The organism is Gaiella sp. (assembly GCF_035710885.1).
GTDB lineage: Bacteria > Actinomycetota > Thermoleophilia > Gaiellales > Gaiellaceae > Gaiella.
Window position 1 is genome coordinate 70,987 of the sequence record NZ_DASTCS010000036.1, and the last position, 13,454, is coordinate 84,440.

A 13,454-nucleotide genomic window follows, 5' to 3' on the forward strand; every position below is an offset into this window, starting at 1 on the left:
CACAGGTCCTGTTCACAGGCCTTCCACGCCGCATTCGGACGTGCCCTCGCAGCCTCGCGCCACCCTGCGCCTCTCCGGCGCCGTCGCGAGTCGTACCCTCGTCGAGCGTCCGAAGAACGGCAGGAACGCTCGCTTCATGCGGCGGGTCCCGATCCCGACAGCGCCAGCGCTACGTTGTGGAGCGATTGGCACGAACTCGGCACGTCTTGCCCTTGACAGAAATCGGTGTCTGACACCGCACGGACCGGCCGGGCGCCTCGGCTGTCTCGCCCGGGGTCGTCCCTAGACTGGCCCTCGTGCGCCAGCCACGCATCCTTGCGGTCGCCTCCGCCGTCGACCTCGACTTCCGCTACGGCTGCACGCCCGCCTGGTGGCAGCTGTGGAAGGGCCTGTACGAGGCCGGTGTCGACCTCGTGGTCACTCCGTACCGAGGCCGTCCCGTCGAGTCGCCCTGGTGGCGCACCGCGCCCAACCCGACCTACCGCGAGGGCGAGAGCTACGCCGCCGTCCGCAGCGGGCTCGCGCGCCTGAAGGGCGACCGCTACCTGCGGCGTGTCGAGGAGAGCCCGGAGGACAGCGCGTTCGACAGGCTCACGCGCGAGACGATCTGGAAGGTGGTGACGCCCCGCTGGCGGCGTCACCTCGACCGTCTGGTCGAGCGGGAGCGCCCCGACGCGGTGCTCGTGTTCACCGTCCCCATGGCGCATTTCCGCGGCATTCCGACCTACCTCCGCGAGCGTCACGGTCTCCCGGTCGTCTTCTACGACGGCGACGTGCCGATGAGCCTCCCGGAGTTCGGCGGGATGGACACGGGGTTCAACTACTACCACGGCGCAGATCCGTCGGAGTACGACCTCGTGCTCTCGAACTCCGAGGGCGGCCTCGGGCGGCTGCTCGAGCTCGGTGCGCGGCGAGCGGAGGCGGTGCTCTGGGCCGCCGATCCCGAGTTCTTCCGCCCGCTGCCCGTGGAGAAGGACAACGACGTCTTCTTCTACGGCTACGGAGACAAGTTCCGGCGGGAGTGGATGGCCGCGCTCGTCGGCGAGCCGAGCCGGCGCGACCCGCGCATCGACTTCGTCCTCGGCGGGCGCGACTTCCAGGGTGACGTCGGCCGCGCGAGGCTCGTCGGCGACGTGCCGTTCAACGTCTTTGCCCGTGCGATCTCGGCCGCGCGCCTGAACCTCAACGTGACGCGGAGGGCGCATGCGGCGGTGGACGGCTCGTCGACGTGCAGGCCGTTCGAGCTGGCCTCCGCGGGCGCGGCGATCGTGTCCAACCCGCACGCGGGCCTCGAGCGCTGGTTCGAGCCGGGCCGCGAGCTCGTCGTGGTGGAGGACGCCGAGAGCGCACTCGACGCCTACCACACGCTGCTCGACGATCCGGGTGAGGCGGCCGCGATGGGCTCCCGGGCACGCGAGCGGGTCCTCGACGAGCACACCTACGCCCACCGGGCGCGCCAGGTGCTGCGGCTCCTCGAGCTCGAGGCGGGGGTCAGGGTGTGAACGGCCGAATCGTCGCAGTCGTCCCTGCGTTCGACGAGGAGGCCGCGATCGGTGCGGTGGTCGCCGAGATCCATGCGTTCGATCCCGCGATCGACGTCGTGGTGGTCGACGACGGGTCGGGCGACGCCACCGCTCGTGCCGCCGCGGCGGCCGGGGCGGCCGTCGTCCGCCTGCCGTTCAACCTGGGGATCGGGGCAGCCGTGCAGACGGGGTTCCGCTACGCGCTCGAGCAGGAGTACGACGTTGCCGTGCGGCTCGACGGCGACGGCCAGCATGACCCCGCCGAGCTGCCGAAGCTGCTCGAGCCGCTCGAGCGGGACGAGGCGGACGTCGTCACCGGGTCGCGGTTCCGGGAGGGTGAGGACGCCTACCGGCCGCCGCTCGGGCGCCGCCTCGGGATCACGTGGTTCGCGCGGCTCGTCTCGCTGCTCTCGGGACAGCGGGTGACCGACACGACCTCGGGCTTCCAGGCGCTCAACCGGCAGGGCATCGCTCTGTTCGCACGGGACTATCCGAGCGACTACCCCGAGGTCGAGGCCACAGTGCTCCTTCTCAAGCACCGGCTCCGGCTCGTGGAGGTGCCCGTGCGGATGCGCGAGCGCGAGCACGGGTCATCCTCGATCACCTTCCTGCGCTCGATCTACTACGCGATCAAGGTGACCCTCGCCCTGTTCATCGCCATGGCCCGCCGGTACGCCGTTCCGTCGGAGGGAGTGCAGCGGTGACCCCGGTCCGCATCTCGATCGCGGCCGCCATCGGCTCCGTCCTGCTGATCCTGATCGTGCTCGAGCTGATCCGCGGGCGGCGCTTGAAGGAGCGTTACGCGCTCCTCTGGCTCGTCACCGGCGGCGTGCTGCTCGTCCTCTCGGCCTGGCGCGGCGGCCTCAACACGATCGCGGGCTGGCTCGGTGTGTCGGGCTACCCCCCGGCGATCCTGTTCGCCGCCGCGATCATGTTCGTGATCGCCGTGCTGCTCCACTACTCGACCGTGCTCTCGCGGCTGACGGACGACAACGTCCTGCTCGCGCAGGAGGTGGCGCTTCTCCGCGCGCGGGTCGACCGCCTCGAGGCGCCGCCGAGCCCGAGCTCTACGGGGCGGCCGGCGGACTGACCGCGAAGACGTCTCCGCGCGTGGGGTCGTCGAGCCAGTTCGCGGCGACGCCGATCCGGTAGACCGCGTCGGGCGGCGGGCTCGCGTCGACGTAGGTCCGGTCGCGTGTCGTGGTCAAGGTTTCGGCGCGGAGCTCGCACCGGTCGACGCCACGCGGCTCGCACACGATGTCCGGGAACGCCGCCGACGCACGGTAGACGCGATAGAAGGTGCGGGCGCGCGTGGTCGAGTCGGTCCACGTGAGCTCGTTGCCGCCCCCCGCGCGGCGGACCTCGAGGCGCACGACGTCCCCGTCCGCAGGCACGGCGATGTTGTCCACCACGACCGAGGACGAGACGACGTTCGGGGGTGGGTTCTCGTTGGGGGTCGCGCGGGACTGAGACGACGCGAGCAGCACGACCAGCGGGACGACGGCGAGGAAGGCGACGACCGCCGCAGTCGAGCGCAGCCCGGGGCGCCGCCCCGGCAGCGGGGCGAGCAGGCGCCCTGCCCGGTCGGGCAGCGTCGGCACGAGCAGGGGGATCGCGGCGGTCAGGAGCGCGAACGCGGGGAGGCCGGGCATGATCAGCCGCCAGTAGCTCCCCGACTCGACCGTCGCCACGTCAGCGGCGCCCTTGACGACCACGTAGCCGAGGAGCCAGCCGAGGAAGAGCCCGGCCGCGGGCACCGAGCGTCTGGCGACCGCGATCGCCCCCGCCAGCGGCAGGAACTGGATCACCCTCGCGCTCCAGGTGAACTCCCGCAGGTTCGACATGTTCTGCTTCCAGGTGTCGAAGTTCAGGTGCACCGTGCGGTCGAACCACGACGTCACCGAGGCGACGGCCGGATCGCCCGATCCGGCCGCCAGCCTCACCTCCTCGAGCGCGAACAGCGGCACCTCGCCGAGGCCCCTCCCCTTCCAGACCGTCAGCGCGAGGAGCGCGGGCCCGAGCGCGGCCGCGAAGAGCCCGGCGTGCAGGTAGCGGCGCGCCAGCAGAAACGCGAGGAACGGGCCACCGAGGAAGAGCGCGTTCGCGGGCTTCAGCGCGAGCGCGACACCGGCGAAGGTCCCTGCCAGGACTGCCTCCCGCAACGCACCTGCCTGGAGAGCGCGGACGGTGAACGCGACGGAGACGAGTACCGCCACCACCGAGGGGAAGTCCGCCTGCTGCGTGAGCCCGAGCGCCTGCGGCAGGAACTGGTCGACCCACGAGTCGTGGTAGCGCTGCACGAAGTACGGGATCGCGAGAAACGGCGCCGCGACGAACGCCGCAGCGCACCAGAGCCCGGCCAGCCGCCCGGCCAGGCGCGCGCCGATGTCGTAGACCGCGAGCGTCGCAATCGGCCCGAGCACCCCGACCTGGAGCACCGTCGTGAGGGGCAGCAGCTCGATCGAGCTGGAGCCGGTGATCCACGTGAGCGGGGCCAGCAGCATCGGCCACCCGTGACTCGTCAGCGCGTAGCCGATCGTCCCGTCGCCGAGCAGCCAGCCCGAGGTGACGAGCCAGATCTGGTCACCGCCCTGATAGGTCAGCCAGCCGTTGCGGTTGATCGAGAAGAAGAGGGCGATCGTCGCGACGATCTGGACGATCAGGATCACGCCCAGCGAGAGGACCACGTGCCGCGTGACCGTGTCCGCGGCACGTGCCATGACGGCGAGCGCCGGGCGGGCTCTGGCGGCGGTCGCCGCTTCGCTCATGTCCGGTGGTTCGCCCGGAACCAGTCGACCGTACGGGCGATCCCCTCGCGGAGCCGGACGGCCGCCGTGAAGCCGAACAGCTCCTCGGCGCGGGACGTGTCGAGCTGCCGCCTCGGCTGGCCGTTCGGCTTGGACGTGTCCCATCGGATCACGCCCTCGAACCCCGTCGCGTCGCGGATCAGCTGGGCGAGGTCGGAGATCGCGATCTCCTCGCCCGTGCCGAGGTTGACCGGGTCCGCGCCGTCGTAGCGATCGGCCGCGAGCGCGAGACCCTCGACGCAGTCGTCGACGTACAGGAACTCGCGCGTCGGACTCCCGTCGCCCCAGAGCACGATCTCGGCTTCACCCCGTTCCTGCGCCTCGACCATCTTCCGGATCAGCGCCGGGATCACGTGCGAGGTCTCGAGGTCGAAGTTGTCGCCGGGCCCGTAGAGGTTCACCGGTAGCAGGAAGATCGCGTTGGTGCCGTACTGCTCCCGGTAGGACTGCGCGCCGACGAGGATCGCCTTCTTCGCGACTCCGTACGGCGCGTTCGTCTCCTCGGGGTAGCCGTTCCAGAGGTCCTCCTCGCGGAACGGCACCGGTGCGAACTTCGGGTAGGAACAGATCGTCCCCGCGATCACCAGCTTCGGCGTGGCGTGGAGGCGCGCCTGCTCGAGGACGTGAGCGCCCATCATCAGGTTCGCGTACCAGTAGCGGCCGGGGTTGGCGCGGTTGGCGCCGATGCCGCCGACCTCGGCGGCGAGGTGGAACACGAGCTCGGGATCGGTGTCGTCGAACAGGCGCTGCATTGCGTCCATCGACGTGAGGTCGTAGTCGCGCCGGCGGGCGACCGAGACGGCGTGGCCCTCTGCGCGGAGCCGCTCGGCCAGACGCGAGCCGACGAACCCGCCGCCGCCCGTGACCAGGACCCGGCTCACGAACCGGCGGCGAGCTGCGGCGATCCCGTCGGCAGCCAGTCCACCCGGCCGATCCAGCGCTCGCGGTTCTCCGCATACCAGCGGATCGTGCGGAGCACGCCCTCCTCCCAGGAGATCCGCGGCTGCCAGCCGGTCTCCAGCGTCAGCTTCTCGTGTCCCACGCGGAGGGCCATCACGTCGCTCGAGCCGGGTCGCTTGCGCGCCTCGGTCGTGACGACCCGGCGGTCGTCGGGCCAGAAGCCCTGCTCGACGCCCGTGCGCACGATCAGGTCGGCCCAGTCCGCCATCGAGATGTTCACGCCCTGCCCGTACACGTACACATCCCCGGGCCGGCCGTGCGCGGCGACCGTGAGGTGGCCGCGCACGCCGTCCGTGCAGAAGCAGAAGTCCCGCAGCGGTTCGAGCGCGCCGAGCTCGATCTCGGGCCGGGTGAGCGCCTGGGTGACGATCGTCCCGGTGACGTAGCGCGGGTTCTGGCGCGGCCCGTAGTTGTTGAACATCCGCGTCACCACGCCCGGGAGGCCGAAGGCGTCGTAGTAGTTCATCGTGAGGAAGTCGGCCGCGACCTTGGCGGTGGCGTAGATCGACTTTGGGTTGATCGGCGAGCGCTCGTGGAGGATCAGCGAGCCCGCGTCGTCGTACGTGTGGTGGTCCGTGACGTCGTCGCGGACGTTGCCGTACTCCTCCGACGTGCCGGCCGTGTCGAACTTCTCGAGCTCGAGCCCCCAGTCGACGATCGACTGGAGGAGATTCAGCGTGCCGACGGTGTTCGCCATCACGGTCTCGTAGGGTCGGTGCCAGGACTCGCCCACGTGCGCCTGCGCGCCGAGGTGGAACACGTACGGCCGGTCGGGCGCGTCGCACAGCTCCCGCACGAGATAGTCGATCGAGGTGCGGTCGGTGAGGTCGGCGAAATGCACCTTGAGGTCACGGCGGAGGTGCGAGATGTTGTTGAGCGCGCCGCTCGAGGTCGCGCGCACGAAGGCGTGGACGTTGGCGCCGAGCCCGACGAGGGCATCCGTGAGGTGCGAGCCCATGAAGCCGTCCGCCCCGGTCACGAGGACTGTGCGACCGCCGTAGACGTCGGTGAAGTCGCGGCGGAGGTCGTCGAGGTCGCCCTCGTTCCAGATCGTCTCGGTGCTCATCGGGTCGGGTGACGCGAGCCGTAGGCTTCCGCGTCGGTGGACAAGCGTACCGCTCCGGCCGGACTCGGGTCTCTCGCCACGGGGGCGGTCACCGCGCTCGCAATCGCCGTCCAGTCCGGGCTGGCGGCAGTGGTCGGCGTGGTCATCGCGCGCGAGATCGACCGGGGCGCCGAGACCGACGGCTTCTTCGCCGCCTACGGGGTCTTCATCGTCCTCGCCCTGGCGGCGACCGCGATCCGGCTCGTCGTTCTCCCACCACTCGCGCGCGCGCGCCTCGAGCGACGCCTGGGACAGGAGACGGCCGCCTGGGCGGTGGCGTTCGCGATTCTCGCCGTCCCCGTGCTCGTCCTCGCCGTCGCGACAGCGCGCCCGGTCGCGGCGCTCCTGACCGGCTTCGGGCCCGACCAGGCCAGGGACGCGGCGGAGGACCTCCTCCCCCTGATGGTGCTCGCCGCGGTCCTTCAGCTCTATGCGGGCCTCGCCGCCAGCGCTCTCGCCGCCCTCGACGACTACCTCACGGCTGCGGTCTCCTACATCGTCGCAAGCATCGTCGGCCTGGGGTACATCCTCGCGCGCATCGATGCCGACGGGATCGACGCGGTCGCGGCGGGGATGGCGCTGAACGGCGCGGTCGCGGTGGCGCTCCCGACGCTCGTTCTCGGCCTCCGCGCCCGGTCCGAGGCGATGCCGCGCAGCGCCGTCCGACCTGCCGGCCCCCCTCTTCTCCAGCGGCTGCTCGAGGCGGGCCGGAGCGTCGCGCTGCCGCTCGCGCTGCAGGCCGTCTACATGATCTGCCTGCCCTTCGCGGCGCAGGAGGGCGTCGGGTCGGCGACGAGCTTCGGGTACGCGTACCTGGCGGCTGCGGCGCTGGTCGCGGTCACCTCGTCGTCCCTCGGTCTCGTCACCTCGGTGCCGCTCGCCCGGGTCGGCCTCGACCCGGCAGGCGTCGCGCGCCACGTCGTCTCGGCGTCGTGGCTCGCCCTCGTCACGGTGGGTGCGGCGGCCGGCGTGTTCGCGGTCGCCGGGAGCTCGATCGTGGGAGCCGTGCTCGGCGACAGCTACCTCGCCGACGTCGGCGAGGAGCTCGGCCGCCTGATCGCGCTGCTCTCGCCGTGGATGGTCTTCATGGTCGGGTTCTCGGTGACGCTCCCGCTCCTGTTCGTCCAGGGGCGCACGCGGGGACTGGTGCTCGTCGCGCTGGGGCTCGTGGCGCTCCACGTTCCCGTCGCCTGGCTCGGCCAGGTGCTCGGCGGGCTCGTCGGCCTCTCGCTCGGCCTGGCGGTGACGACCGCCGTTGCGCTGGCCGTGATGCTCCACCGGCTCCACGCGGCACGGCCGACGCTGACCGCCCTCGTCCGCGCCGCGGTCGCGGTCGCCGTGCTGGTCTGCATCGCCTTCGGGATCCCGGCGCTCGGCCTCGACCCCGGGCCGGCAGCGTTGGTCGGCCTCGCGCTCTACGCCGCCGCGCTCGCGCTCGTCCGCCCTGCCGGGCTGCGCGGCTCGTGGCGGTATCTCAGGTCGCTCGCCTAGGCGCCCCGGCGGAGTCGTCGCACCGCCCACAGGCCCGCCCGGGTCGAGAAGACCCGCTGCCTCGTCGAGGCGACGACGCGCCGATGCGGAGGCAGGTAGGCGAAGCGCATGCGCCCACGCGACGCGTCGGCGCCGGCGAAGAACGGCGGCTCCTCGTCGGCGAGCTTGGTCAGTCGCGCCGTGCGGAAGCTCACCGCGTCGTCGACCCGCCACGCAGCGTTGTCGCGCGCGAAGTCGACGATCGACGAGACGGCAGGGAGGTATGCGTCGTCGAGCAGGACCGTCCCTCCCACGCGGACGTGCGGGGCGACGTGCCACCAGTCGAGGACCGGGTAGGGGAATCCGTGCGCGCCGTCCACGAGCACCAGGTCGAGCGGTCGCGGTTCCCACCGGGCGAGGATCTCGTGCGAAGGCCCGATGAGGAACGAGACGGCTCCGGATTCGACCCCGAGCTCGGAGCAGCGGGCGCGGATCCGCTCCTCCTCGCCGGCGTCCGGTGTCACCGCCTCGTGCGCCGTGCCCGCGGCGGCGAACACGATCGTGCTCGCTCCGGCGCCCGTCTCGAGAGTCGACCATTCGGGTCGAAGGTTGCGCTCGAGCCACTCCAGTGCCGACCAGGCGAGCCCCCAGTACTCGCCGGTGCCGTGCAGGCCCGGCGGAGCGGAGCGGAGCGCGTCGGTGATCGGTGTCGACGTCACCGCGGCATTCTGCGCGAGAAGAGAGGTGTCGGGTGATTCACCGACACGTACACTCGGCCCCGCCGATGACCACGCCCCGCGCGTTCATCACCGGGGTCGGCGGGCAGGACGGCTCGCTGCTCGCCGCTCTCCTGCTCGACAAGGGCTACGAGGTGGTCGGCGTCCTCCGGCGCGAGCCCTCGGCGTACGCGGAGGCGCTCGCACCGGTCGAAGGGCGCGTGACGCTCCTCGAGGCCGATCTGCTCGACCACGCCGCGCTCGTCGCGTCGCTGCGCGAGACGCGGCCCACCGAGGTCTACAACCTCGCGGCGCCGTCGTTCGTCCCCCGCTCGTGGGACGAGCCGATCGTGACCGCCGAGTTCGCGGCGGTCGGTGCGACGTCGATGCTCGAGGCGATCCGCGAGGTGGATCCCGGGATCCGCTTCTACCAGGCGTCGTCGAGCGAGATCTTCGGCGAGCCACGCGAGACCCCTCAGACGGAGCAGACGGCGCCGAGCCCGGTCACGCCGTACGGCGTCGCGAAGGCCTACGCCCACTTCATCGCCGGGAGCTACCGGCGCAAGTACGGGATGTTCACGTGCTGCGGGATCCTCTACAACCACGAGTCGCCGCTGCGACCGGTGGACTTCCTCCCACGGAAGGTGTCGCACGCGGCCGCGGCGATCTCGCTGGGCCTCGAGGACGAGCTCGTCCTCGGCGACCTCTCCGCCCGCCGCGACTGGGGCTACGCCGGCGATTACGTGCGCGCCATGTGGCTGATGCTCCAGTGCGACCAGCCCGGCGACTACGTCGTCGCGACCGGGGTCTCGCACTCCGTCGAGGAGCTCGTCGCCTGCGCGTTCGACGCGGTGTCGCTCGACTGGCGCGAGCACGTGCGCACCGACTCCGCGCTGTTTCGCGGCGCGTCGGAGCTCCACGACCTCGTCGGCGACGCATCGAAGGCGCGGCGTGTGCTCGGCTGGGAGCCCGAGGTGGGCTTCCGGGAGCTCCTGACGCTGATGGTCGAGGCCGACCTCGCCCGGCTTCAGGCACCTGCAGCAAGCTCGTAGACTCGGTCGTGGGCGCGCGCGGTCGCGTCCCACGTGAATCGCGCGGCCCTCACGACACCGAGCGCGGAGAGCTCGGCCGAGCGGCCGAGCGCGTCGGAGACCCCCGCCGCGATCGCGGCCGGGTCGTGGGGGTCGAACAGGACGGCGGCGTCCCCGACGACCTCCGGGAGAGAGCCCTCGTTGGACGCCGCCACCGGGCAGCCACACGCCATCGCCTCGACCGGCGGCAGCCCGAACCCCTCGTAGAGGCTCGGGAAGACCAGGGCGGCTGCGCGCCGGTAGAGGGCGACGAGCTCGCGCTGCGGAACGCCCCCGGGAGCCTCGACCCCGGGCGGCAGCCGCGCGGAATCGTGGCCGACGCCCGTGAGCACGAGCCGCAGCTCCGGACGCTCGGCGCGCAGGAGGGCGAACGCCTCGAGCAGCCGCCCGTGGTTCTTGTGCGGCCACGGCCTGGCCGGATAGAGGAGGAACGGTTCACGCCCGACGCCCGGATCGGGAGTGAACCGCTCGTGGTCGACGCCGAGGTGGATCGCGTCGACGCGGTCCGGGTCGAGGCCCAGGCGCTCGGTCACGCGGTGCCTGACCCACTCGCTGATCACCACCACGCGATCGGCGCGCCGCGCAGCGCGGTCGTAGGCGAGACGGCGGAAGAGCCGCTCCCCGCGCGGGAACAGCTCGGGACGGTCGAGGTGTTGCACGTCGAGAAGGGTCAGCACCGTCGGGCGCTCCACCGGCGGGACGGGGACGGTGAGCGGGTAGTGGACGACGTCGGCTCCCGTGAGACGCTCGCGGAGCGCACCCGGGTGGAGCGCTGCCGCCCCCATCGCGCGGAGCCGGCCAGACGTCGTGGTGGACGCGCGATAGCCGGTCGCGACCGCGGTCGGCAGCCCGCCGCCCGCATCCGGCGCGAGCGTGGAAACGAGCGTCTCGTAGTCGTGCCGTCCCACCCTGGCGAGGGCGCGGCACAGCTCGCGGGCGTACGTCTCGCTGCCGCCGGAGAGCCCCGGCACGAGCGTCAGCATCGGCAGGGCAACTCGCATCGCTCGATCCTAGGGTCTGCGGGGTCTGTCCCCGCAGGGGACTGCCCCGGTGAGCGCGCCACCGGGGACAGCCCCATTCGGGGCCAGTCCCCTGCCCGCATTACACTTCGCGCGATGCCGGACGAGGCGACGGACAACGGCTTTCCGTCCACCGAGGACGTCGACGTGGAGGCGCTCTTCGCGGCCCTCAAGGAAGAGATCCGGCGCTCCGGCGCCGATCCCGGCGCCACGGGCGAACCGGACGATCGGCGTGCCGCGCGCGCCGAGGCCGAGCGCCTCTGGCCCGTGTCGGCCGACCGGCCGCTGCGGCTGCGGCCGGGCTTCCGCGGCGGCCTGGGCACGCCGGCCAAGGCCGTCCTCCGGAAGCTGATGCGCTGGTACGTCGAGCCGCTCGCATACGACCAGCGGTCGTTCAACGCGGCGGCGCTGAGGCTCGTGGACGACCTCGAGCAGCGGGTTGCGCGCCTCGAGTCCGAGCTCGCGCTCGTCCGCGAGGCGGAGAAGCGCTAGAGGACCACATGCGTATCGCGGTTCTGCGCCCTCAGGTGCCGTTCGCCCGGGGCGGCGCCGAGATCTTCACGGACGAGCTCGTCGCGGAGCTGCGGGCACGCGGGCACGAGGCCGACCTCGTCTCCGTGCCGTTCAAGTGGTATCCCGGCGCGCGCGTGCTGACGCAGGCGTTCCTGTGGCGGATGCTCGACCTCGACGAGGCGGACGGGCGGAGGATCGACGTCGTGGTCGCGACCAAGTTCCCCTCGTACGTCGTCCGGCATCGCGAGAAGCGCGTCTGGCTCGTCCATCAGTTTCGACAGGCGTACGAGCTCGACGGCACCGCGCTGGGGCAGTTCGGCCCCTCGGCCGAGGAGCGCGCCCTCCGGAGGCAGGTGCAGGAGCTCGACCGCCTCGCGCTCCGCGAGGCGACGCGTATCTTCGCGACGTCGGCGAACGTCGCCGGTCGGCTCGAGCGCTCGACCGGCTTCGTCGCCGAGGTGCTGCCGCACCCGCCGCAGGCCCTCCCGTACCGCTCGGAGGCCTCGCACGGGTTCGTCCTCTCCGCGAGCCGCCTCGACCGCGCGAAGCGCATCGACCTCCTGCTGGAGGCGGCCGCGCTCGACCCGAGCGTCGAGGTCGTCATCGCCTCGGACGGTCCCGACCGGGACCGGCTCGAGGAGCTCGCGCATCTCCGTGGCCTGAACGGTCGTGTCCGCTTCGAGGGACGCGTGAGCGCCGACCGGCTCGCCGAGCTGTACGCGACGTGCTCGTCGGTCTACTACGCGCCGGTCGACGAGGACTTCGGGATGGGCCCGTACGAGGCGTTCCTCTCGGGCAAGCCCGTGATCACGACGACGGACGCGGGCGGCCCGCTCGACGTCGTCCACGATCGGCGGACGGGGCTCGTCGTCAGGCCCGAGGCGGCGGCGATCGGTCAAGCGGCGTCGTGGCTGCGGGAGCACGAGGACGAAGCAGCGGCCTTCGGCAAGGCGGGGAAGGCGCTCGCCGACGAGGTCACCTGGGAGCGCGCGATCGGCAGGCTGCTCTCGTGAGAATCGCCTACTTCTCGCCGATGCCGCCGGAGGCGTCGGGGATCGCGGACTACTCGGCTCTGCTCCTGCCGGCTCTGCGCGGGCACGTGGACGTCGTCGTTCCGAAGCGCGGCGCGAAGCGGCCCCCTCGCGGGGTGGATCTCTCCGTCTACCACATCGGCAACAACCCCGACGCGCACGGCTGGATCCTCGATGCGCTACGGCGGTCGCCGGGGCTGGTCGTGCTGCACGACTTCGTGCTCCACCACCTCGTCGCCGGAGTCACCATCGGGCGTCGCGACGGGCATGGCTACCTCGACGCGATGGAACGCGAGCACGGCGTGCTCGGGAGGCTGCTGGCGCACGGCGTGCTCGACAAGCGGCTGCCGCCGCTCTGGGAGGCCCGTCCCGAGGACTTCCCGCTGGCCGGCGAGGTGCTCCCCCTTGCGACGGGCCTCGTCGTCCACTCCCGGTACGTGGAGGAGCGGGCCCGTGCAGCGGGATTCGTCGGCCCGATCGCGCGCGTCGCGCACCCCGCCTGGCCCGTGCCGGGGATTCCGCCCGCGGAGGTCCGAGGGCAGCCGCTGATCGGCGCCTTCGGGAACGTCAACGCCAGCAAGCGTGTGCCGCAGCTGCTCGGGGCGTTCGCCCGCATACGCGCCGAGCACGCCGGCGCCAGGCTCTTGCTCGTCGGGGCGACCTCTCCGGGGTTCGACCTCGACCGCCGGTTGCAGCGCCTCGGCCTGGATGGGGACGGGATCGTCCGGGAGGGGTTCGTCGACGAGCGCCGCCTGTGGGCGTTGATGGCCGCGTGCGACCTCCACGTCAACCTCCGCTCTCCCACGATGGGCGAGACCTCCGGCACGGCGATCCGCGCGCTCACGCTGGGCAAGCCGCTCGTCGTCTCGGACGTCGGCTGGTTCACGGAGCTGCCGGAGGGCGTCGCGCTCAAGGTCGGGGTCGGAGACCGCGAGGTAGACGAGCTCGCGGCGGCCCTGCGCCTCCTGGTCGAGCGCGCCGACGTGCGCGCGGCGATGGGAGCTGCCGCGCGCGACCTCGCGACCGGTGAGCACGACCTTGCGCGCGTGGCCGAGCGCCAGGCGGCCGCGTTCGAGAGCGTCGCGGGCGGACGGGCGGTGGCCGACGAGGTGCTGCACGACGTGAGCGAGGCAGCCGCGGAGGTCGGGATCGCCCCGGGCACGCCCGAGGCCACGGAGATCGGGAGACGCCTCTCCGAGGTCGACCTCGGTGGATGACC

The 13,454-nt window shown here is 72.2% G+C and carries 13 protein-coding genes; 8 read left to right on the forward strand and 5 right to left on the reverse strand.

The window, feature by feature from the left end; all coding sequences use genetic code 11:
* The first annotated feature begins 296 nt into the window (after positions 1 to 296).
* From VFO26_RS07715 to VFO26_RS07725, 3 genes are read left to right on the forward strand one after another with little or no spacing between them, the layout of a single operon-like run.
* On the forward strand, positions 297 to 1,502 hold the full coding sequence (locus VFO26_RS07715; protein ID WP_325114351.1) for a CgeB family protein: 1,206 nt from the start codon (positions 297 to 299) through the stop codon (positions 1,500 to 1,502).
* Positions 1,499 to 2,227 (forward strand): glycosyltransferase family 2 protein, encoded by a 729-nt coding sequence (locus VFO26_RS07720; RefSeq protein ID WP_325114352.1) that lies wholly within the window; start codon positions 1,499 to 1,501, stop codon positions 2,225 to 2,227. Before VFO26_RS07715 ends, VFO26_RS07720 begins: the two co-directional genes overlap by 4 nt.
* A complete protein-coding gene (locus VFO26_RS07725) occupies positions 2,224 to 2,613 on the forward strand; it encodes a DUF2304 domain-containing protein (protein WP_325114353.1) in 390 nt (129 codons plus the stop codon). The genes VFO26_RS07720 and VFO26_RS07725 overlap by 4 nt, the downstream gene beginning before the upstream one ends.
* Here the strand turns inward: VFO26_RS07725 and VFO26_RS07730 are convergent.
* Genes VFO26_RS07730 through VFO26_RS07740 form a run of 3 tightly spaced genes read right to left on the reverse strand, consistent with a single transcriptional unit; the run spans position 2,591 to position 6,356 of the window.
* Positions 2,591 to 4,291 (reverse strand): hypothetical protein, encoded by a 1,701-nt coding sequence (locus tag VFO26_RS07730; RefSeq protein ID WP_325114354.1) that lies wholly within the window; start codon positions 4,289 to 4,291, stop codon positions 2,591 to 2,593. The genes VFO26_RS07725 and VFO26_RS07730 overlap by 23 nt on opposite strands.
* Positions 4,288 to 5,211, reverse strand: coding sequence for a GDP-L-fucose synthase (locus VFO26_RS07735; protein WP_325114355.1), 924 nt, complete (start codon positions 5,209 to 5,211; stop codon positions 4,288 to 4,290). The genes VFO26_RS07730 and VFO26_RS07735 overlap by 4 nt, the downstream gene beginning before the upstream one ends.
* Entirely contained in the window at positions 5,208 to 6,356 is a 1,149-nt protein-coding gene (locus VFO26_RS07740; RefSeq protein WP_325114356.1) for a GDP-mannose 4,6-dehydratase, read from the reverse strand. The genes VFO26_RS07735 and VFO26_RS07740 overlap by 4 nt, the downstream gene beginning before the upstream one ends.
* A gap of 36 nt (positions 6,357 to 6,392) precedes the next feature.
* Between VFO26_RS07740 and VFO26_RS07745 the strand changes: the two genes are divergently transcribed.
* The gene (locus VFO26_RS07745; protein ID WP_325114357.1) at positions 6,393 to 7,886 is read left to right on the forward strand and encodes a hypothetical protein; all 1,494 of its coding nucleotides are present in this window, start codon (positions 6,393 to 6,395) and stop codon (positions 7,884 to 7,886) included.
* Here the strand turns inward: VFO26_RS07745 and VFO26_RS07750 are convergent.
* On the reverse strand, positions 7,883 to 8,584 hold the full coding sequence (locus tag VFO26_RS07750) for a class I SAM-dependent methyltransferase (RefSeq protein ID WP_325114358.1): 702 nt from the start codon (positions 8,582 to 8,584) through the stop codon (positions 7,883 to 7,885). The genes VFO26_RS07745 and VFO26_RS07750 overlap by 4 nt on opposite strands.
* A 65-nt stretch (positions 8,585 to 8,649) precedes the next feature.
* Here VFO26_RS07750 and VFO26_RS07755 point away from each other — a divergent pair, with 65 nt between their 5' ends.
* The gene (locus VFO26_RS07755; RefSeq protein WP_325114359.1) at positions 8,650 to 9,633 is read left to right on the forward strand and encodes a GDP-mannose 4,6-dehydratase; all 984 of its coding nucleotides are present in this window, start codon (positions 8,650 to 8,652) and stop codon (positions 9,631 to 9,633) included.
* On the opposite strand, the gene VFO26_RS07760 is transcribed toward VFO26_RS07755, so the two are convergent.
* Positions 9,609 to 10,673, reverse strand: a complete 1,065-nt coding sequence (locus VFO26_RS07760; RefSeq protein ID WP_325114360.1) for a glycosyltransferase family 1 protein — start codon at positions 10,671 to 10,673, stop codon at positions 9,609 to 9,611. The two genes, VFO26_RS07755 and VFO26_RS07760, sit on opposite strands and share 25 nt — an antisense overlap.
* A 114-nt stretch (positions 10,674 to 10,787) precedes the next feature.
* Here VFO26_RS07760 and VFO26_RS07765 point away from each other — a divergent pair, with 114 nt between their 5' ends.
* Genes VFO26_RS07765 through VFO26_RS07775 form a run of 3 tightly spaced genes read left to right on the forward strand, consistent with a single transcriptional unit; the run spans position 10,788 to position 13,452 of the window.
* Positions 10,788 to 11,183, forward strand: a complete 396-nt coding sequence (locus VFO26_RS07765) for a hypothetical protein (protein ID WP_325114361.1) — start codon at positions 10,788 to 10,790, stop codon at positions 11,181 to 11,183.
* 8 nt (positions 11,184 to 11,191) lie between these two features.
* Entirely contained in the window at positions 11,192 to 12,217 is a 1,026-nt protein-coding gene (locus VFO26_RS07770) for a glycosyltransferase family 4 protein (RefSeq protein ID WP_325114362.1), read from the forward strand.
* Entirely contained in the window at positions 12,214 to 13,452 is a 1,239-nt protein-coding gene (locus VFO26_RS07775; protein ID WP_325114363.1) for a glycosyltransferase family 4 protein, read from the forward strand. The genes VFO26_RS07770 and VFO26_RS07775 overlap by 4 nt, the downstream gene beginning before the upstream one ends.
* The last annotated feature ends 2 nt before the right edge of the window (positions 13,453 to 13,454 follow it).

Coding starts and splice junctions, on each gene's coding strand:
- VFO26_RS07755 (WP_325114359.1), top strand. CDS start 8,650: ATGACCACGCCCCGCGCGTTCATCACCGGGGTCGGCGGGCAGGACGGC.
- VFO26_RS07740 (WP_325114356.1), bottom strand. CDS start 6,356: ATGAGCACCGAGACGATCTGGAACGAGGGCGACCTCGACGACCTCCGC.
- VFO26_RS07765 (WP_325114361.1), top strand. CDS start 10,788: ATGCCGGACGAGGCGACGGACAACGGCTTTCCGTCCACCGAGGACGTC.
- VFO26_RS07730 (WP_325114354.1), bottom strand. CDS start 4,291: ATGAGCGAAGCGGCGACCGCCGCCAGAGCCCGCCCGGCGCTCGCCGTC.
- VFO26_RS07760 (WP_325114360.1), bottom strand. CDS start 10,673: ATGCGAGTTGCCCTGCCGATGCTGACGCTCGTGCCGGGGCTCTCCGGC.
- VFO26_RS07770 (WP_325114362.1), top strand. CDS start 11,192: ATGCGTATCGCGGTTCTGCGCCCTCAGGTGCCGTTCGCCCGGGGCGGC.